The organism is Leptolyngbya sp. FACHB-321, from assembly GCF_014695975.1.
Lineage (GTDB): Bacteria > Cyanobacteriota > Cyanobacteriia > Leptolyngbyales > Leptolyngbyaceae > Stenomitos.
Genome location: NZ_JACJPI010000041.1, coordinates 77222 through 97073 on the forward strand (window position 1 = coordinate 77222; position 19852 = coordinate 97073).

Annotated in this window: 16 protein-coding genes and 1 pseudogene; 12 read left to right on the forward strand and 5 right to left on the reverse strand. The window is 49.7% G+C overall.

Annotated elements, in window-relative coordinates; translation table 11 throughout:
* Positions 1 to 40: 40 nt before the first annotated feature.
* Positions 41 to 1090: an alpha/beta hydrolase gene (locus H6F76_RS05705; protein WP_242036544.1), complete on the forward strand. Its 1050-nt coding sequence runs from the start codon at positions 41 to 43 to the stop codon at positions 1088 to 1090.
* A gap of 801 nt (positions 1091 to 1891) precedes the next feature.
* Here H6F76_RS05705 and H6F76_RS05710 read toward each other — a convergent pair.
* Entirely contained in the window at positions 1892 to 2065 is a 174-nt protein-coding gene (locus H6F76_RS05710; protein ID WP_190506648.1) for a hypothetical protein, read from the reverse strand.
* Between the two features lie 129 nt (positions 2066 to 2194).
* Here H6F76_RS05710 and H6F76_RS05715 point away from each other — a divergent pair, with 129 nt between their 5' ends.
* Positions 2195 to 3298, forward strand: a complete 1104-nt coding sequence (locus H6F76_RS05715; protein ID WP_190506650.1) for a catalase family protein — start codon at positions 2195 to 2197, stop codon at positions 3296 to 3298.
* Between the two features lie 485 nt (positions 3299 to 3783).
* Here the strand turns inward: H6F76_RS05715 and H6F76_RS05720 are convergent, their stop codons facing one another.
* Positions 3784 to 7521: an NB-ARC domain-containing protein gene (locus H6F76_RS05720; RefSeq protein WP_199321945.1), complete on the reverse strand. Its 3738-nt coding sequence runs from the start codon at positions 7519 to 7521 to the stop codon at positions 3784 to 3786.
* Between the two features lie 507 nt (positions 7522 to 8028).
* Between H6F76_RS05720 and rd the strand changes: the two genes are divergently transcribed.
* From rd to H6F76_RS05745, 5 genes are all read left to right on the forward strand, one after another.
* Complete coding sequence (rd, locus tag H6F76_RS05725) at positions 8029 to 8202, forward strand: rubredoxin (protein WP_190506651.1); 174 nt, start codon at positions 8029 to 8031, stop codon at positions 8200 to 8202.
* A gap of 290 nt (positions 8203 to 8492) precedes the next feature.
* The gene (locus H6F76_RS05730; protein WP_242036545.1) at positions 8493 to 9221 is read left to right on the forward strand and encodes an alpha/beta hydrolase; all 729 of its coding nucleotides are present in this window, start codon (positions 8493 to 8495) and stop codon (positions 9219 to 9221) included.
* A 47-nt stretch (positions 9222 to 9268) separates the two neighbouring features.
* Positions 9269 to 9997 carry an alpha/beta hydrolase gene (locus H6F76_RS05735; RefSeq protein ID WP_190506656.1) on the forward strand — a complete coding sequence of 243 codons (729 nt, stop codon included), beginning with the start codon at positions 9269 to 9271 and terminating at the stop codon, positions 9995 to 9997.
* A gap of 67 nt (positions 9998 to 10064) precedes the next feature.
* Positions 10065 to 11327, forward strand: a complete 1263-nt coding sequence (locus tag H6F76_RS05740; RefSeq protein ID WP_190506658.1) for a condensation domain-containing protein — start codon at positions 10065 to 10067, stop codon at positions 11325 to 11327.
* Between the two features lie 60 nt (positions 11328 to 11387).
* Positions 11388 to 11846: a VOC family protein gene (locus H6F76_RS05745; RefSeq protein ID WP_190506660.1), complete on the forward strand. Its 459-nt coding sequence runs from the start codon at positions 11388 to 11390 to the stop codon at positions 11844 to 11846.
* Between the two features lie 131 nt (positions 11847 to 11977).
* Here the strand turns inward: H6F76_RS05745 and H6F76_RS05750 are convergent, their stop codons facing one another.
* Complete coding sequence (locus H6F76_RS05750; RefSeq protein ID WP_190506662.1) at positions 11978 to 12265, reverse strand: hypothetical protein; 288 nt, start codon at positions 12263 to 12265, stop codon at positions 11978 to 11980.
* Positions 12266 to 12276: 11 nt separating this feature from the next.
* Between H6F76_RS05750 and H6F76_RS05755 the strand changes: the two genes are divergently transcribed.
* The 3 genes from H6F76_RS05755 to H6F76_RS05765 all read left to right on the forward strand — a co-directional run bounded on the left by H6F76_RS05755 (position 12277) and on the right by H6F76_RS05765 (position 15292).
* Positions 12277 to 13110, forward strand: coding sequence for an alpha/beta hydrolase (locus H6F76_RS05755; protein WP_190506664.1), 834 nt, complete (start codon positions 12277 to 12279; stop codon positions 13108 to 13110).
* A gap of 38 nt (positions 13111 to 13148) precedes the next feature.
* On the forward strand, positions 13149 to 14114 hold the full coding sequence (locus H6F76_RS05760; RefSeq protein ID WP_190506666.1) for an MBL fold metallo-hydrolase: 966 nt from the start codon (positions 13149 to 13151) through the stop codon (positions 14112 to 14114).
* A 209-nt stretch (positions 14115 to 14323) separates the two neighbouring features.
* Positions 14324 to 15292, forward strand: a complete 969-nt coding sequence (locus H6F76_RS05765) for a zinc-dependent alcohol dehydrogenase family protein (RefSeq protein WP_190506668.1) — start codon at positions 14324 to 14326, stop codon at positions 15290 to 15292.
* Positions 15293 to 15918: 626 nt separating this feature from the next.
* Here H6F76_RS05765 and H6F76_RS05770 read toward each other — a convergent pair.
* Positions 15919 to 16305 (reverse strand): winged helix-turn-helix transcriptional regulator, encoded by a 387-nt coding sequence (locus H6F76_RS05770; protein WP_190506686.1) that lies wholly within the window; start codon positions 16303 to 16305, stop codon positions 15919 to 15921.
* Positions 16306 to 16419: 114 nt separating this feature from the next.
* Here H6F76_RS05770 and H6F76_RS05775 point away from each other — a divergent pair, with 114 nt between their 5' ends.
* Together H6F76_RS05775 and H6F76_RS05780 are read left to right on the forward strand one after the other, a co-directional pair.
* Positions 16420 to 17178: an SDR family oxidoreductase gene (locus H6F76_RS05775; protein ID WP_190506670.1), complete on the forward strand. Its 759-nt coding sequence runs from the start codon at positions 16420 to 16422 to the stop codon at positions 17176 to 17178.
* Between the two features lie 13 nt (positions 17179 to 17191).
* Entirely contained in the window at positions 17192 to 18166 is a 975-nt protein-coding gene (locus H6F76_RS05780; protein ID WP_190506672.1) for a quinone oxidoreductase, read from the forward strand.
* 280 nt (positions 18167 to 18446) lie between these two features.
* Here the strand turns inward: H6F76_RS05780 and H6F76_RS05785 are convergent.
* A pseudogene (locus H6F76_RS05785) lies at positions 18447 to 19694 on the reverse strand (IS110 family transposase).
* Positions 19695 to 19852 lie beyond the last annotated feature (158 nt).

The window sequence follows — 19852 nt, forward strand, 5'->3', positions numbered from 1 at the left end:
ACTAAGCGCACTGGTCGGCAAGCTAAACTTGAGTTTCGCCATGTCAACTTGGGTGCCTGTCGCGATGCTCATGACGGAAAAGTGGCTTTGGCTGGGGTTCGGTGTGACCGCCGTCGGCTTCCTTGCGGGACTTGTGTATCAAACAGTCAGTGCCGCTATGGATCGACAGCAATACCCGCCGCCCGGTCAGTTGGTTGACCTAGGGGGCTTTCGGCTCCATCTCCACTGTCTGGGTCAGAGGACACCAACCGTAGTCATGGATGCAGGTGCAGGTGCGCCAGCCATCACCTGGGGCTTAGTGCCAGCAGCCATTGCTCAATTTACACGTGTGTGTGTTTACGATCGAGCCGGTTTGGGTTGGAGCGAGCCCAATCTTAGGCAACCGCGCACCAGCCAGCAAAGCGTTGAGGAACTGCATACCTTGCTCACCAAAGCGGGGGTCAAGCCGCCTTACCTTTTGGTAGGACACTCCTTGGGTGGCGCTAATATGCGGCTCTATGCCAGTCAATATCCAGCGGATGTGGTGGGTTTGGTGTTAGTGGATGCGGCCCATGAAGGCTCCATGACCGCTGAAGACTGGCAAGGCCTTAAAAGGGAGTTATGGCTTTATCAAGCGCTGCGGGTGGCTACTCGAGTGGGTGTGTTGCGCTGCCTTGGGGAACTCAACTTGTTACCTATGCTGCAAACGATCAAACAAGCCGTGCAAAACTATCCGCCCGCCGTCCAAGCGTTGTTTGCTACTTACAAAGCCTTCTGTTATCGTCCTCACTATTGGGCCACTGTCGTGAGCGAATATGCCCACCTCGAAACTAGCTTTGCGCAGTTTCAAGCCGTGACATCATTGCACCACTTGCCTTTGATCATGTTGATTCAAGGTGTCAAAGCTCCAGCCAGGAGTGAGGCCCGCTTCCAGCAGTGGCAGGCGCTGCAGTACGGTTTAACGAAACTTTCATCGCAGAGCCAAGCGATCATTGCCGAGAAGAGTGGTCACCTGATTCCCTTGGAGCAACCAGACTTGATTGTGAGTGCAGTGCGTCAACTGATTGAGCGCGCTTGCAGTCAACCAACCTCGGTGGAGAAAGGGAATTAGTGCGAGCGCGGCGGCGTTTGGTGCCTTCCTCTAGCCGCTGTGGCGTAGTGGGCAGAGCTGATCGTCAATTGAGACAGTTAAATCATCCCTGATAGCACCCATGAATAAACACGGCTAACCAGGCAATCGCGCTTTTCACTCTAGACTAGCCTTAAACTGGCACAAGCTTTGAAAGCATTACACAGCAGCCATTTTGTTTCTCTGCCAGTCTGCACCGTTGCACCCCGGAGCAGCTGCGCAAGTGCGTTGGCGGTCTGGTTAGCTGCGGGTTGAGCAACGACACAAGCCTCCTAAGATGAGGAGCAGATAGTGATGAAACACTTCTGCTCCTCATCGCTTGCGTCACTGCTGCGGTGCCTCAACTTTGAGCAAAAGCAGGAAGATAAAAGTCCGAAACCTAAGCTCAGAAGCGCTTTCAGACGATGTGGTACTTCATGGCTGGGAACGGTGTCACATACCCCTTACTGGCTAACCTGCAAAAAGGCTTTGACCCGCGTCAGCAACTCAGCAAACTCGATCGGTTTCCGAATAAAAGGGGGTTGAGCCGACATAGAGGCAAAAAGGTGCCAGATGACCTAGAAGCCTTACCTGGACTGAGTTTGAAAAAAGCAATGATCTGTTGTCTTCAAAGCAGCACATTGCTTGTACAGCAGCAGGGCAGCGGCAGCATGAGGGCTCTAGAGGTGCCTCGCAACAAAAGAATCGACCTTTGAGCCCTGTGCCAATGGGAGCATTTAGTCCAAAAGCTGTCCAGTGGTCAAATGAAGGGCAGGTGAAATTTTTACTTGCACCTTTTTGCCCCTATGTCGGCTTAACCCCTCGATCACTCAAGGGATGCCTGTCTTCGGTTTTCCAGTCGGGGCACTCGCCGGGGTCAGGATGCTCGGCATAGATGAAATCAAACCGTTGTGGAAAGAGCTGCAAAAACGCGTCTGGTTCCTGGATTGCCTGAAATTGAGGGGCAGGAAGGTTCATCGGCTACCCTCCTTGCCCACGGCAACATTCTGAGTCATTTCCTCCTTAAGTAGGATGAAGTGCAGGAGCCAGGAGCAAATCCTTAAACTACAAATGTATAAGTTCAGTTCCCACAGAATCAATCGCTCCATGCTTACCCCTAAACCATACATCCGTTACTCCCAAACTGTAGAATTCAAGCAACCCGACGAGGAGCGGCTGATTCGCGAAATTGTTGATTCCGTTGCCCGGCAGGGGCAAAAGGTGTTTGACAAGCATCGCCATGCCATGCGTGGGGCTCATGCCAAGAGTCATGGCGGACTGAAGGGGGAACTAAGAATTTACGACGATTTGCCTGACCATCTTGCACAGGGATTGTTTTGCCAACCCCGCACTTACCCGGTGATGATTCGCTTCTCAACCGTTCCCGGTGATATCATGCCGGATGGTCTATCTTGCTTTCGCGGCATCGCCATCAAGGTCATTGACGTGGCAGGACCAAAGCGCCTGGAGACGGAACCTGATGCCGTAACTCAAGACTTTTTGATGATCAACAGTCCGGTTTTTCCATCGGGCACGATTGCTCGCTTTCTCCCAGAACAGTTGCTTCAGGAAAAGGTTGTGGTCCGTGCTCCAGAGGAGGCACAACAGCTATTCGGAACGGTTGCTCGCATGACCAATGCGATGACTCAGAAAGTCGGGATCAACCTCTATCCAAGCGCGTTAGGTCTCACCCAACCCGAAACTCACATTCTGGGGGAAACCTACTATACCTCTGCTGCCCTGCGCTATGGCGACTACATTGCTAAATTGAGTGTCACTCCCGTCTCTGCCAGCCTTCAGCCGCTCATTGGCAAACGCATTGATACACAGAACGCTTCTGTACTGCGAGATCTAATCGTTGAGTTCTTCCGACAACAGTCTGCCGAGTATGAACTACGTGTCCAGCTTTGCACCAATCTGGAGACCATGTCGATTGAGGATGCGTCGATTGAGTGGTCAGAAGGGGAAAGTCCTTACCAGGCGATCGCCAAACTCACAATTGGGATGCAGGAGGCATACAGTCCTGCCCGGCAGGTGTACGTGGACGACGTTTTGTCGTTCAACGCCTGGCATTGTCTTGCAGAGCATCAGCCGCTGGGATCGATTCAGCGTTTACGCAAGGAAGTCTATGAGGCGTCCAGTCGTTACCGTCATCAGATGAACCAGCAGCCCAAGAGGGAACCGCGAAGCATCGAGGAAATGCCGGACTAGGAAGCGGCTCTGAACCGGAGTTCGTGCTGCCCTCAATGGGCGCGATCACGATCGGCAAAACAGAGTCAGTAGAGGCGTCAGACAGCGTTGATCGCCAAAGTTGAGTGGATTTCAGATAGAGATAAGTTTAATCATCTCTATCTGATTATTCTAAGATTATTTTCGCTGATTTCTAGATGTACAAGCGGTTCAGGCATGATAGGGGTGCTTTCAGGAGCACAAGGTATGGGGCGATCGCTTAATGAAAAGTGCTGGGCGTGCAGTTTGTTGACCGCTGCTGAGGCTCGTAAAGCCCATGATGAAGCGATTGGGGGTGACGGTTGCTGGCAGAGGAGGGTGCCACAGTCGGCGGCTTATTACTGGAAGGGTCGTAGCAGAGAATCTGAAAGAAACCATGAATTAGAACTCAGTACACTCAAGTTAGTAAATCAAGTGTGTTGCTTCCCAAGAATTTTGTGAGACACTCCACAGTCCATATCTGCTTTTTAGATTTCGACTGCCCCTAATGCTTTTAGCGTAGCTTGCTGCGCGGCTGTTAATCCTTGAGCGCCCCGGATGTTCATACCTTCGTACAGGCGATCGGCTCTCAGGGTTTTGAGGCACTCACCTGTTGTAGGATTCCACAGCTTAATGGTTTCATCCTGACTCCCACTGACCAAAATCGGACCTGTACCGGATGGCAGGTTAACGTCCACCGGACTAAACTGAACTCTGACCCGACTGGTGTGCCCTTGCAGGACTTTCTGACAGGTGCCACCTTGGACATTCCACAGCCGGATAGTTTGGTCTTCACTGCCACTGGCTAGGAGACGACCATTAGGGCTGAAGGCCACTGAGCCAACTTCACTAGTATGGTCGTGTAACGTTGCCAAGCACGCTCCGTCTTGCACATTCCAAAGTCGAACTGATAAATCTGAGCTGCCAGTTGCTAGAGTCTGACCATCTGGGCTGAAGGCAACACATATAACCCAACCCGTATGTCCGTGTAGGGTTCTGAGGCAGGAGCCATCTCGCACATCCCATAGCCGCACGGTTTGATCGTTGCTGCCACTCGCAAGGATGTGACCATCTAGGCTGAAGGCGACTGCCCAAACCCAACCCGTATGTCCGTGTAGGGTTCTGAGGCAGGAGCCATCTCGCACATCCCATAACCGCACTGAATTGTCATGGCTGCCACTCGCTAACATTTGTCCATTGGGGCTGAAACTGACTGAGCAAACCCAACCCGTATGTCCGTGTAGGGTTCTGAGGCAGGAGCCATCTCGCACATCCCATAGCCGCACGGTTTGATCAATGCTGCCACTTGCAACCATTTGACTATTGGGGTGAAATGCCACTGCCCAGCTCCAATTGGTATGTCCTGGCAAAGCCTTGCAAGTTTCTTGCTGCCAATCCCAGAGCCGCACGAGGGCATCATAACTACCACTGGCTAAAGTGGAGCCATCCGGACTAAAGCTGACTGAAGTGACCCCACTGGTTTGCCCCTGAAACGTCTTGAGGCAGGTGCCATTTTGGACATCCCACAGCCGAAATGAGGCATTCTCGCTATTGCTCGCTAAGATTTGACCATCGGGACTGAACGCGACAGACCAAACACAACTGCTGTGACCTGGCAATCGTTTAAAGCACGTTCCGTCCTGCACGCTCCACAACCGTACTGAGGCGTCGTCACTACCACTGGCAAGGGTTTGACCATTGGGACTGAAGCTGAGTGAGGTGACCCAACTAGTATGCCCTTGCAGTGTTTTGCGGCAAATGCCGGTCTGCACGTCCCATAGTCGAATCGTGCGATCATCACTAGCGCTGGCGAGGGTTTGACCGTCCGGGCTGAAGGCAACTGCCCAAACCCAACGGGTATGTCCTGACAATGTTTTGAGGGTGGTGCAGTGAGCAACACTCCACAATCGGATTGAGGAGTTGTCGCTGGCACTGGACAGAATCTGTCCATTGGGACTAAAGTTGACTGAAGTGACCCCACCGGTATGACCCTGCAAAACCGTTAGGCAGGTGCCGTCGCGGGCATTCCAGAGCCGAATTGTTTGATCTTCACTGCCACTCGCCAGCATTTGACCATCGGGGCTGAATGCGATCGTCCAAACCCGACCGGAATGACCCCGCAGTATGTTGAGACAGGTGACTGAGAGATGGCTGGAATCACTTACTTCAGCCAGGTTTGCAGTGTTGGACTGCTCAAAATCGAGGTTCTGCACATCCCACAACCGAATTAATGGGTCATCACTGCAACTGGCTAGCGTTTTGCCGTCGGGACTGAAGGCAACTGTCCAGATCCAACCGGTATGTCCCTTCAATGTCACAACTTGTTGACCATCGACCACTCGCCAGAGGCAAATCTTACCATCCACATCGCCTGTTGCCAGCAAGCTGCCATCTGGATTAAAGCTGACTGACACAACGCTACTTAAGGTCTCGGCAAACACAGACGTTGCCAAATCAGCGTTGCGAAAATTGACCCCTGACAGGTTGGACTGCCGCAAGTCGGCTTGCCATACGCTTAGCTCCGAAAAGTCGCAGCCGCGCAAATCGCTTTGCAGATGCACCAGCAGGTTGAGCAGGTTACCCGCAATATAGTTTGGCTGAAGTGGCGCTTGCTGCTGTTGCTGCTCCAGCATGGTTTTCAAGTGGTGTTCCAGGGCTTGTGAATTGCCAAACTGAATCAGCAATTGTTCAGAGATCGGCTCAACGATCAAACGCTTTTGCATCTCTCGGACATAGTCTTTTGTCTGGGCTTTGATCAAGGCATGAGTTTTGAGTCGCTCTGGTGTTTGGGTCGCAATTTCCCTAGAGACATACTGCACGAACTGGTCAGTCACATACTCCAGTACCACTGGCTGGAGAAAGAACCGTTCTCCCTCCTTCTCAATCAGCGATCGCCGCAATAAGGACTGAATTGCATGCGGCAGCCTGCGCCTGGAAACCGTGGTGATAATATCCCGACTCAACTCAACCAGCAAGATCGGTTCTCGGTTAATGGCTAACCAAACGATCATTTCCAGCTCAATCTCAGACAGGCGGTCAAACTGTCGCTGGAGCAAGTCTCGAATGTCATCAAAGACGATTAAGCCCTGCTGCACATAGTTCAATACCTCGACAATTCTGCCATTAAACAGTTCTTGAGTCGCGGCTGCCACCAGCTTCAGCGCCAGGGGGTTGCCGCGATAGTGCGTCACTAATCTCTCCCATTCCGATGCTGTACCTGCAAAGATTCCTTTGGAGCGAAAGAGTTCTCGTCCGGCTTCGGGTTGCAGTCCCTGCAGTAGCAGCGTTCGTACTGATTGTTCCTGACCTTCCAGTGGCACAACCTCTCTGGGCTTTTCGCGGCTGGTGAGCAGCAAACAACTCTGATGGGACACCGCCCCAATCTCTTTGAACAGTTGACCATATCCCTCGTAGCCCGCTCGATACTGTCCGGTTTGTCCGGCACTCAAAATCGTCTCAGCATTGTCCAGAACCAGTAAGCAGCGCTTTTGACGCAACCCCTGTATTAGCTTCAATAGTTTCCCATCCAGGCTGCTCGGTACAGCGATGTCCTCTCCCTGCGCCCGCAGTAGAATAGGCAGCACCATCTCTAACCACTCTTCAAATGGCGGGGCATTTTGCAGCGATCGCCACACCACCACCTCAAACTGAGTTTGAATCTGCTGCCCCAGTTTGGCGGCCAAGGCACTTTTGCCAATGCCACCAATTCCCAGCAGTGCCACGACTCGACAACGCTCCGTCACAATCCATTGCTCCAGGGCTTGCAGTTCCCCAGTTCGCCCATAGAACTGGGTGACATCCATCGCTTCTCCCCAGTCTGCGTGAGGGGCAACCGATGCCGGCGCAGATAAACCAGAGGGGAGGTTGGTGGGATTCACTGATACCTCATCTAGTGCAGCCGCTATCGCATCGGTTGACCCATCCACTGCCAATGTTTGGGTTTGTGTGGCGACAAACAATGACCTGTGCCAATAAGCTGCTAAAGCTGCTTGAAAGTTGGTCTTGCTGACGGTTTCTCCAAGGGCCTGTCCTAACAGTTTCCAGAACTTGGGACCCACATCATGCTTGAGATAGCTGACAGCATACCCAGAGGTTTCAGCTATCTGCTCGTAGGACTGTCGCTGTATTGAGCCGAGCAGGATTGAGGCTTCTACTTCGCTGAGTCGTCTGCCATTGTGAGCAAACATGGCTGAATTGGCAATCCGTAGTATCTGCTCAACGTCCATTACTGCTCAAGCTTAATCAGCTAGTATCACCCGATTTTACCGCGACTGACCTTAACTTTTAGATCACTGCATCACATTGTCCACAATCGACTTCTAGTGAAGGCTACAGCTTCTCCAGGCTCACCAAAATCAGATCAAAAGTTAAGGTGGAACTGAGTATTTAGACTTAGTAATAACTCAATTCTAAGGAACTAAAGTCCTTAATTCTCCTGTAACGACAAACCAAAAAAACTCTCCTACAGTAAAGACATCAGGTTCAAAGGCATAAGGCAAAGGAATTAGCAACCACTATCTCCTAATCACTAACCGCTTAATAACTTTCACAATTCCCCGATTTCTAGCAGTAATCCAGTCTCACGACCCCGAACCTTTGGCTTGAGCTCAGGTCGAAAGACAGTCAACAGGCTAAGTTTCTGCTGCAACGGATTCGCTATCAAGTTGGTGTAGTGACGCAGTTGACAACTGACAGATCTTCCAAGCTTTTCTAATACTACACAGGAGGTATTGATGGAACGATATAGCTGTAAGGTCTGTGGTCACATTTATGAGCCGGCGGAGGGTGACCCGAAGGCTGGAATTGCTCCGGGAACAGCTTTTGAAGATCTGCCGGAAGATTGGGTATGTCCAATCTGTGGCGCGAAGAAGGCAAAATTTCAACCAGTACTACCAGGGGGAGTTTAGCTAGTTGTATCCCAAAAGGTAATGCGTTCTAAACCGTGAAGTATAAATTGCTGATGACACTGATTATCTGGAGTCAACAACCAGGAAGCACTCTAGTCAAAGCCCTCTCATGTAGTGATTTAAGCATTTTACATTTTCAGTCAATGCTCGTTGAAACATAAGGAAAGCACTACCCAAATTCAAATGAAAATCACACTATGAACATGCTCAACTTCAGGAACAGCATCCGCCTGCTTCTGATTATCACTCTCTTTTTAGGAACTCTTACCTTCACTTCTCTAGGAGCCATCATGAGTACTGCAAATGCACAAGTCAACAAGCCCACAATCGTGTTCGTTCATGGTGCATTCGCCGAGTCTTCTAGTTGGAACGGTGTATTGACGAAGCTAATCACGAAAGGTTATCCGACGGTTGCTGTGGCTAATCCTCTGCGCGGCGTTAAGAGCGACGCAGATTATATTGCCAGCGCCCTTAAAGACATCAACGGACCCATCGTACTGGTTGGGCATTCTTACGGAGGCGCAGTAATTACCAATGCCGTCAATGGTAACAGGAACGTGAAAGCACTGGTCTACGTTGCTGGCTTCGCTCCTGAGTTGGGCGAAACTGCTATTGAACTCTCAGGACGTTATCCGGGCAGCACACTCGGACCAACACTCGCGCCACCCGTTGAACTGCCCGATGGTGGTAAAGACCTCTACATTCAGCAGGACAAGTTCCACGCCCAGTTTGCTGCGGATGTGCCCGCTAACGACGCGCAACTGATGGCTAGCACCCAGCGCCCGATTACGGAAGCCGCGCTGAACGAAGCCTCCGGTACGTCCGCATGGAAATCTACCCCTTCCTGGTTTATTTATGGCGATCGCGACTTGAACATTCCTCCAGCGGCACTGTCTTTCATGGCAAACCGCGCTAACTCAAAGGAGACCGTTGTTGTGAATGGCGCGTCCCATGTCGTGATGGTTTCCCATTCAGATGCCGTTGCCGATCTCATCGATCGTGCTGCAACCGCGCCATAGACGAGGCGTAAACATTAGAACGCTGAATCTCTTTAAGGAGCAATCCTATGTCAACTTTTGTCTTGGTTCACGGCGCATGGCACGAGGGTTCTGCTTGGAACGAAGTGATCAAACAGCTAGAAGCGAAAGGACATCACGCGTTTGCTCCCACGATCGCCGGACATGGTAAAAGCGTGAATAAGAATGTTAACCATGCTCAATGTACACAATCGATCGTCGATTACATTGTTGGCAAAGACTTAACCGATATTGTTCTCTTAGGTCATAGTTTTGCCGGAACAATCATTGCGAAAGTTGCTGAAGCGATTCCAGATCGCATTCGACGACTCATCTTCTTAGATGCCTTTGTCCTCAACGATGAAGAGAGCCTCAGAGATAGCCTTCCGCCGCACTATCAAGCGTTATTTGACTCCCTAGCTAGAGAATCGGACGATCATACGCTGATGATGCCGTTTGAGCTTTGGCGAGAAGTGCTTCTCAATGATGCTGACCTCGAACTAGCTCGATCCAGTTACGCACGATTATCACCTGAACCGTATCAACCGTGGATTGACAAGTTGGACTTGAAGCAGTTTTACTCGCTGCCCATTCCTAAAAGTTACCTCTACTGTACAGAAGATAATGTCCTCCCTCAAGGCGAACAGTGGGGTTGGCATCCGAGAATGTCTAACCGCTTGGGGCTATTTCGGCTTGTACAAATGCCCGGTAGTCACGAGGTCATGTTTTCTAACCCGATCGGTTTAGCAGAAAAGATTATTGTGGCAGGACGTGACTAGCAACATCATTACTTATCACTCATCTGTCTCTCGATCCAACAAACCGAGGATAGCAATAGGAGTCCTTATGGAACGGTATTTAGGCGCATTTGAACATTTATGTTGGCTCTACAACCAGTGTTATCCGCTAGATTTTGCCACCGTTGCGAAACTTCAGGGGCAGTTTAGTTCCGAGCAACTTTCGACGGTGCTTAGGCAAGTTCAGCAACACCATCCTCTGCTCCGAGTCCGCATCGCCACTGACGCGATCGGACAGCCTAAATTTGTCGAAACCGACGACGAGATTCCGCTGCGGCTGGTCGCGAGAACGAACGATCGGCACTGGCAAGCAGAACTCGAAGTCGAACTGGCTCGCTCATTGAATTGGCAGGTTGCACCTTTACTGCGAGTTATACTGCTGCAATCGGAGGCTGAATCCGAACTAATGATTATTTGCCATCATGCGATCGCAGATGGGCTATCTGGCGTTTATCTGATGCGAGATATTCTCCAAGGGTTAGGAGGCAAAATATTTGAGCGATCGGAGCTTTCTGCGGCATTATCGCTCGAATCAGCGCTTCCTGGCATTGCACCGTCTCCAGAAGCGACCGCTAAGCCCACGGACTATCCACCAGCCCTGTCTCGTCGTTCCCGACCTCACATTCACACTGTTCTCCTCTCTCCCGAATTTACCCAGCAACTGATCCAACGCAGTCGATCTGAACACACAACCGTACACGGTGCAATCAGCGCAGCATTCTTGCTTGCGCTCACTCAGCAAGACGTTAAACCCAGCGATGTGTTGCGATGTTTACACCCAGTCAACATGCGATCGCAGCTATCTTTGCCGATGCCAGAGGGAGTTGGGCTTTATATTTGCAATTGTACGACGACTCATTCCCTTCGGGCGGATTCCGCGTTTTGGGACGTGGCACGATCGGTCAAATCTCAACTCTCACAAATTGACATTGCCCAGCAGATAGTCGAGGAGCGCCAACTTCGACAACCCACAATGGCAAATCTCACCGATGCCACCGCCCTTGTTGAAGCAGCGAAATCGCAATATTTCTGTCAACTGAACGTCACAAATCTCGGTCGCATCGATATGGCTCAACAATACGGCAATCTTCGGATTAAAGCACTCCATGCACCTGTTGTTGCTTCAGGTGTGGCAGGGCGGAACGTTGAAGTTGCGACCTTGAGCGATCGCCTCGCCCTCACGATTTCATCTACACCCCTGATGGATGTGGATCGGGCTGAGAGCGATCGATCTGCAACTGCTTTTCTATTGTCAGGAGTGAAGCATTTAGAGTGTGCAGTAGTACAGGAAGTTGCCTCTGAAGCTGCTTGACGCATATCACACGGTAAGACTCTGAGATATCTAGAACATTCACAATTACAGGAGATTCAAATGACAATTTCAACTCAAACAGCTTCAACCCTAGACTCAAATCCTCTGAGTTCGATGCAAATCGATCATGTTTGCTTGAATGTACCGAACTATGAGGAAACGCTTCAGTGGTATCAAGAAAAGCTAGATGCGACGCTCGAACATGAATGGACAGTAGGCGTTTTCCCAGATCTGAAATTGGCTTATCTCAGGGTATATGGCTTTCGCATCGAAATTATTGGCTCTACTCAGTCACAATCAGGAATGCCGATCGCGACTAATCTTGGTGAGGGATTAAGGACAACAGGCATCGGACATTTTTGTTTTCGAGTTCGAGATGTCGATGCAGTTCTTGCTGAATTAAATCGACGTGGTGTGAAAACATTTCTCGAACTCGGAAGCTATCCTGATCCGGGTATTCGGCTCTGTATGGTTCAAGACAATAACGGCAATCTGATCGAGTTTGTCACCCCATTATGAATTCATTAATGAAATAGATCCCAACAGTTGCCGCTGCATCACAAACTGATTAGGGCGGACAGGTGAGAATTTTTTCATCTACGTTCGAGAAATCATCGTCGTTCATCATTAATACAGGTGAAACATTGATGTTAGAGGATGGGTATGTAGCGTAGTAGTTGATCGGTAGTGCGAAACGTTGCGACCAAGTAGCGATCGACCCCAATATGAATCCCGCAGATAGAGACGTTGCCGTAGGGATGACCAAGATGACTGCCCTTAGTCGCTATGGACAGCGAGGTGGCTGGCATGGTCTCTCTCACCAGTCCTGAAGCCGCCTTCGTCACGGATACGAGTCTCAAAATGTGGATGGCGGCATGGCACAAATTTAAATGGGTACTGTGTCCACAGCCAGCTAACCATTCAAATTCAACATTCATAGGAGATTGCAATGCCTTACGTTACTGTTGGTCAAGAAAATTCTGCAATCATTGATCTCTACTACGAAGATCTGGGGACAGGTCAACCAATTGTTCTCATTCATGGATTTCCCCTCAACGGTCATTCCTGGGAAAAGCAAGTCTTAGTGCTGCTCAATGCGGGATATCGAGTTATTACCTACGATCGCCGAGGATTTGGTGCTTCCAGCCAACCCTCAGTTGGCTATGACTACGATACCTTTGCAGTAGATTTGAACGCGCTGATGACCAAACTTGACTTGCAGGATGCTGTGTTAGTTGGCTTCTCAATGGGAACAGGCGAAGTTACCCGCTATCTCGGCAAATATGGCTCAGAGCGGGTGCAGAAAGCCGTGCTGATGGCTCCTGTCCCACCATTTTTGTTAAAGACGAACGACAATCCAGAGGGCGTTGACCAAAGTGTTTTCGATGGCATTATGAAAGCGATCGTTGAAGACCGTCCAGCTTACTTTTCTGCATTTTTTAGAGAATTCTTCAATGTGGATGTGTTGTTGGGAGATCGCATCAGCAATGAAGCAATTCAGGCAAGTTGGAATGTTGCCGTAGGTGCATCTGCCAAGGGAACGTTGGATTGTGTACCTTCCTGGCTGACTGATTTTCGTGATGATCTGCCCCACATTGACGTGCCAACCCTGATCATTCATGGCGATGCCGATCGCATTTTGCCGCTTGAGTCCACCGCAGCAAGACTCCCGAAGCTGATCAAAAACAGTCAACTGGTTGTCATCCCTGGCGGACCGCACGCCATTAACTGGACACATGCCGATCAGGTCAATCCCTTGTTGTTGGACTTTCTTCAGGGGTAATTATCGATCGAGTCCTTTATCGCTAAAAGGGTTCTAATATGTTTTCTAGACTGATGATAGCGGTTGCAACCACAGTGCTAACGATTGTGACCTCTTGTCTTTTTCCAGCAGTATCACTAAGCAAAAGTGCGATTGCTCAAGTGCCAGGTGTCTATCCATTCAAGTTAGGTGATTTCACAATTACAGTCCTGAGCGACGGCACACTCCCCCAAGATTTACATACGCTGCTGTCGAATACGAACCCAACAGAAACCGATCGCCTGCTTCAGAAAAACTTTCTGACTAATCCTGTCGAGACATCGATTAATGCTTTCCTGATCGACACGGGAGAGCAACAAGTACTCGTGGACACGGGAGCCGGAACCTTTTTTGGTTCAAAATTGGGTGGCAAGCTTCAAACATCGTTAAAGGCAGCAGGCTACACGCCTAACGAGATTGATGCAATTCTTCTGACTCATATTCATACCGATCATAGTGGGGGGCTAGTCGAACAGGGGAAACGAGTGTTTCCTGCCGCCACGCTCTATGTCGGCAAGCCAGATGTCGATTTCTGGTTTGATCGAGCGAATGCCAAACGATTCAACGTTGCTGAAAAGTACTTTGACGAAGCCGCGAAAACTGTCAAACCTTATTTAGATGCAGACAAGGTGAAATCGTTTTCTGGCAAGACAGCCCTGCTACCGGGAATCACCGCGCATCCCACACCCGGACACACTCCTGGTCATAGCTGCTATGTGGTGGCAAGCAAGGGCGAGAGCATCGAGTTTTGGGGCGATATTGTTCACTTTGCTTCGGTGCAATTTCCCAAGCCAGAAATTACAGTTGCTTATGATGTCGATGCCAATGCTGCTGCGGCACAACGCAAAAAACAGTTTGCGAGAGCGGAAGCATCCCGAATTTTGATAGCAGGCGCACATTTGCCCTTTCCCGGCGTTGGGCACCTTCGGGCAGCAGATCAAGGTTATGCCTGGGTGCCAGTGGATTACCGCTGGCGTGAACCCTAAAGGATTCATAGCAATGTGAAATGGGCGCTGAATGTTTATACGCCCCTTCAGTGGTCAGTAGTGAAGCAGATATCAAAGCGTTAGTAGAGAAATTGTTCCGTGAGTTTTGCACAAGCGGCAACAGGCTATTGCGAAGTTAGGAAGTTACCTCCGCTCAGTGGTATCGAAATTCCGTCACATTCATTCTAAATCAAGGAGAGTTGGCACAGATGGAATCTATGAGAGCAGCCGTATTAACTGCGTTTGGTGATGCTGAGAAGTTTGAGATTCAAACGGTTCCCATACCAACACTGAAGGCGCATCAGGTGTTAGTCAGAGTTTGTGCAACCTCGATTAATCCGGTCGATTACCAAACTCGTCGTGGTGATTACAAGGAACTGGTTCGATTACCCGCCATCCTTGGAGTTGATGTTTCAGGGGTGATTGAGGCAGTTGGAGAAGCTGTGACTGATTTCAAGGTGGGAGACAACGTGTATTACTCGCCGCAAATTTTTGGAGAATGCGGTAGCTACGCTCAGTATCATGTGGCTGATGCCGCGATTGTTGCCTTGAAGCCTGCCAATCTATCGCACATTGAAGCCGCTTCTTTGCCGCTTGCAGGCGGCACGGCTTGGGATTGTCTAGTGACTAGGGGCAAGCTACAAGTTGGGGAAACAGTGCTCATTCATGCGGGTGCGGGTGGAGTGGGTTCGATCGCCGTTCAACTCGCCAAAGCAATCGGGGCATACGTTTTTGCGACGTGTAGTGCTAGAAACCGGGATTTTGTGACAAAACTAGGCGCCGATCGGGTGATTGATTACAAGAATGAAGATTACGTAGAAGTCATTCGTCAAGCAACAAATGGATTGGGTGTGGATTTAGTTTTAGATACGATCGGCGGCGAAACCATTCAGCGTAGTCTAGAAATCATTCGTCCCTTTGGTAGGCTTACAAGCATCGTAGACATTGCAATACCGCAATCGCTTCTTGAAGCATGGGGTAAGAATCTGACGATTCATTTTGTTTTGTCCCCCCAGTACCGAGCAAAATTAGAGGCTTTGACAAAACTCATCGAGCGTCATCAGCTTCGCCCAGTGATTGATTCAGTCTTGTCTTGGGATCAGGTTGTTCAGGCACATCAGCGTCTAGAGCAGGGAGGAACACGGGGCAAGATCGTGCTGAAATTCACAGAAGATTAGACCAGCTTCACGGCGTTGGTAATTGCTAAATCGATTTAGGGGTAGAGATAGTGAAGCTTTAACGAAGTGCCACGCAACTTCTGACAGCTCTGCTTTGTAAGGATTTCAGAAAAATTTCTGCAAATTAACGTCAGTTCGGGATAAGGAATCGTCAGAAGTCCTGATTTTCTGTGACTTGTTACCACGCTCTAGATTAATTTCTTGTCAATAAGCTCCACAGTTGCAAATACTTGCAGTAACAGGTCTTATTGAGAAAAGCTGATCGACTGGTTGTTTGGCTCAAGCTAGTCACAGTAGGGATTCTAGCCTTCGGCTTATCCCGAACTCAGGTTTGTTAAGAGATTACCTATTGATGCTTTGAGATTAAGCAACCGTAACCTTAGCGGCAAGAGAAGTGAAGCCTGAGTTCGTCGCCAATACAAATTGTTTTTCCTGCTTCAGTTAAAGGCAACCGCGTGTTAACTGCTAATCGGTAGAAGTGGTTAAATTGCGATCGCTCTGCCCATTCAGGTAATGTTGTCTGCCGTTGGGTTATGAACGTCTTTTGGAAGTTTGGATAAGCTTCTCCAGTGTGAGCATTACGAGCAACACTGTCCTAATCGAGGTCTTGCGGTCTAATGGTGAATTTAAGCTGCCTCATTAGGATTTGTCTTCTCAGTACTTGCTTGCTCTCTTGCGGCTTCCACCTCATGAAAATGCTCCGCAGCCCAGCTACACAAGGCTTTTAGTGGTTCAACCAGGGTTTCGCCAAGCAACGTTAGGGAATACTCTACCATCGGCGGAACAACAGGATGGACTTTGCGGTGAATTAGCCCACTACCTTCTAGCTGTCGTAGAGTCTGCGTCAGCATTTTTTGTGATATGCCATCAATTTTTCGATGGAGTTCACCATAACGTTTGGTGTCTTGTGCTAGCGCCATGATGATTAACGCTGTCCATTTATCAGCGACCAGGTCAAGGGCTTTGCGAACACCGGAGGTTTGATCGAAGGCGCAGCTTTGTTGTTGAATCATCATGACACGCACCTTTAGGTATGTACTGCACTTTGTTGTACGTACTTGTTAATCAGATTGTATCTTTCCCATAATTGAAAGTGCAAACAGTCTTTGCTATTTGGAGTTTTTGCAATGCTCGATTTGACTGGGAAAGTTGCTCTCGTTACGGGTGGAACCTCTGGAATTGGTCGGGCTACTGCGATCGCTTTTGCTCAACAGGGTGCAAAGGTTGTAGTCGCAGGGCGACGGGTTGAGGAAGGAGAGAAAACAGTAGAACTCCTTGAAGCATCAGGTGGAGAAGGCTTTTTTATCCAGACTGATGTTACGAGTGAAGTAGACGTTAAGGCAATGATTGAGAAGACAACCTTGCAGTTTGGACAGATTAATTATGCCTTTAATAATGCTGGGATCTTTGGTGAAACGCCTTCACTGATTGACCAAACACAGGAAGAGTATGAGCACGTGATGAATGCAAATGTGAAAAGTGTTTGGCTCTCGATGAAATATGAAATCGCCCAAATGCTGAAGCAGGGAAGTGGGGCGATCGTCAATAATTCATCGGTGCTTGGAGTCATTGGAAATTCCTATGTACCGCTCTACATTGCTAGTAAGCATGCAGTGCTTGGACTAACGAGAGGTGCAGCACTTCAGTATGCAAAAACCGGAATTCGTATCAATGCCGTTGCTCCCGGTGCTATTGACACCGATATGTTTGAACAGGCAACCGGTGGGCAAGTAGATGCCAAAACTCAGATGGCAGGTCTGCATCCGATAGGACGAGTGGGTAAAGCCGCTGAAATCGCTCAGGCGGTAATCTGGCTTTGCTCGGAGGGTGCTTCGTTTGTCACTGGGCAGGCTTTGATGGTAGACGGTGGCTTTACAGCGCAATAACGGAGACAACAAGATGAAGACTCACGCTGTTCAAATTCATGAGTTTGGTGCTCCAGAAGTTTTACGCTATGAAGAAGTTGAGCTTCCAGAACCTGGTTCTGGTGAAGTACGCCTGCTTCAAACCGCTATCGGTGTAAATTTTTTGGATGTTTATTTTCGCAAAGGCGATTTCTCAGGTATACCACTTCCCTTCACTCCAGGTCATGAAGGAGTAGGTGTTGTTGAAGCAATCGGAGAAGGCGTAACAGCCGTTCAGGTTGGCGATCGCGTTGCTTATCAATTAGTTAGCGGTAGCTATACTCACCATCGTAATATTCATGCCGAGCGGCTAGTCCCTTTACCCGCTGAGATTGACGAGGTTCAAGCCTCTGCCATGATGCTTAAGGGCATGACGGCAGAGTATCTCGTGCGTCAGACGTATCCTGTCAAACCTGGTGATACCATCTTGATTCATGCAGTAGCGGGAGGAGTGGGGCTAATCCTGTCCCAATGGGCAAAACATTTGGGTGCAACTGTCATTAGAACCGTTAGCAGTGAAGTGAAAGCCGATTTTGTGAAAGGGTATGGCTGTGATTATCCGATCGTCTACACCAAAGAAGATTTTGCTGAACGAGTCAAGTTAATTACTGATGGGGCAGGAGTCCCCGTTGTCTATGACGGTGTCGGTCAAGCTACTTTTCTAAAGTCTCTAGATTGCTTGCAGATGGGAGGACAGATGGTACTTTTCGGCTGGAGTTCAGGAAAAGTGCCACCTTTTGATCTTCACAGCCTCAATGCTAAGTCGTTGAGTGTGACAAATCCTGGCTTGCAGCATTACACAGCGACACGACAAGCGCTTTTGAATTCAGCAGCAGCGTTATTTGATGTAGTTAGTCAGGGGATAGTGAAGATTGAGGTCAACCACGCTTATGCGCTCGAACAAGCAATTCAAGCTCATCACGATTTAGAAGGTCGTAAGACAACAGGTTCGATTGCGCTAATCCCTTGACGATTTGACAGGCGACCACAACTTGCCAAACTGAATAGTGGCGGTCGTTTTACAAGCTCTGAGGTACTACCGTATTAGCATCTCAAAACACCTAACTTACGGGTCGGAAACCCATTCGGGTAATTTGGTATCACGATGAGCTTCAAAGGCTTTCGCAGCAGGGCTTACGTTGGGCTCTTGCCGACGGGGAGCAGAAGTGCCACGTGGAGCAAGGGTTTCAGCCGCTCGAACGGGGTCAATCGCCTTTGTATAGCAGCGAATGCTCCTATGAAAATAGGGTTTAAGCAGTAGATTCAGTTGAGGGGGCTGCCTCGATTGAAATTTTGTAGCCTAGCCGTTCGAGCCGTTGCACTAATCGGCGTGAAACACGTTCCTTGTCTTGTTGGTCAAAGTAGTTGCTGCCCAGTTCCCGGTAAGTCGTTTGCTCCTTGAGCAAGTGATAAGCAATCACCAGGATCGTATGGGCAACCGCAACGGCCGCTCGCTTCGTTCCTTTGCGAACCTTGAAGCGATTGAATTGGGCTCCCAAGTAAGTTTGCTGTGCCCGTCCTGCCGCTTGTGCGGCTTCCACCAAGCCTGTGCGTAGCCATGGGCTGCCCTTGCGAGTTGTACCCGCTTTGCGTTTTCCAGCACTTTCATAGTTACTCGGCGCTAAGCCAGCCCAAGCAGCTAAGTGCTGATGCGTGGGAAAGCGACTCATGTCTGTTCCAACTTCCGCCAGGATCAGCTCTGCCGTTTTGCGTTTCACTCCCGGAATGGTACACAATCGCTCGATCTCTGCTGCCACAGGCTCAAGGCGTTGCCCGATTTCATGACTGCACCGTTCTAAGGCTTCATCCAGAAAGTCAACATGAGCTAACATTTGGGCTAACAGGAAGCGCTGATGGGACTGAATCCGTCCACTAAGTGCTTGCTGGAGTTGAGGGAGTTTCGCTCGTAACCGCCCCTTTGCTAATGCTGCCATCGCTTGCGCGTCAGTTTGTCCAGCCACAATGGCATCCAACATCGCGCGACCTGAGACGCCCATAATATCTCTGGCAACCGACGCTAACTTGATGTTACCGCCCTCTAACACCTTCCCAATCCGGTTGACTTCCGCTGCGCGCTCCTGCACTAGGCTCTTACGGTAGCGCACTAATTCTCTCAACTCCCGTTGGGCTTCAGACGGGATATAGCTACGGCGTACCAATCCATACTGCAATCACTCAGCCAGCCACTCCGCATCTTTGACATCGGTCTTGCGTCCAGGCAACGCTTTGACGTGTTGAGCGTTAACAACCCACACTTCCAGCGCGCCATCCAGAAGGTTATACACGGGTTTCCAATAAGACCCTGTACTTTCCATCACGGCAATGGTGCAGTGACTTTGCACGAGCCAATCCACCAACTCTAGTAACTGCGCCGTGGTCGTGCCAAAAGTACGAATCTGTTTATCAGGCGACCCTTGAGCACCAGGAGTGATTAAACAAGCGGTCACACTTTTCTTATGAACATCTAAGCCGCAACAGTGGTGATAGAGGACTTGCATAGAACACCTCACTGATGTGAACAGAAGCGCCAGTGGGCACTCTGATGTACAGTGACTAATTAAATGTCATCGGTGACAGACTAGTGTCGTTAGTGACTAACTCTTGTCGTCGAGACAAATTAGTGTCTTTTAAGTGGTAGTGACAAATTGATGTCGTC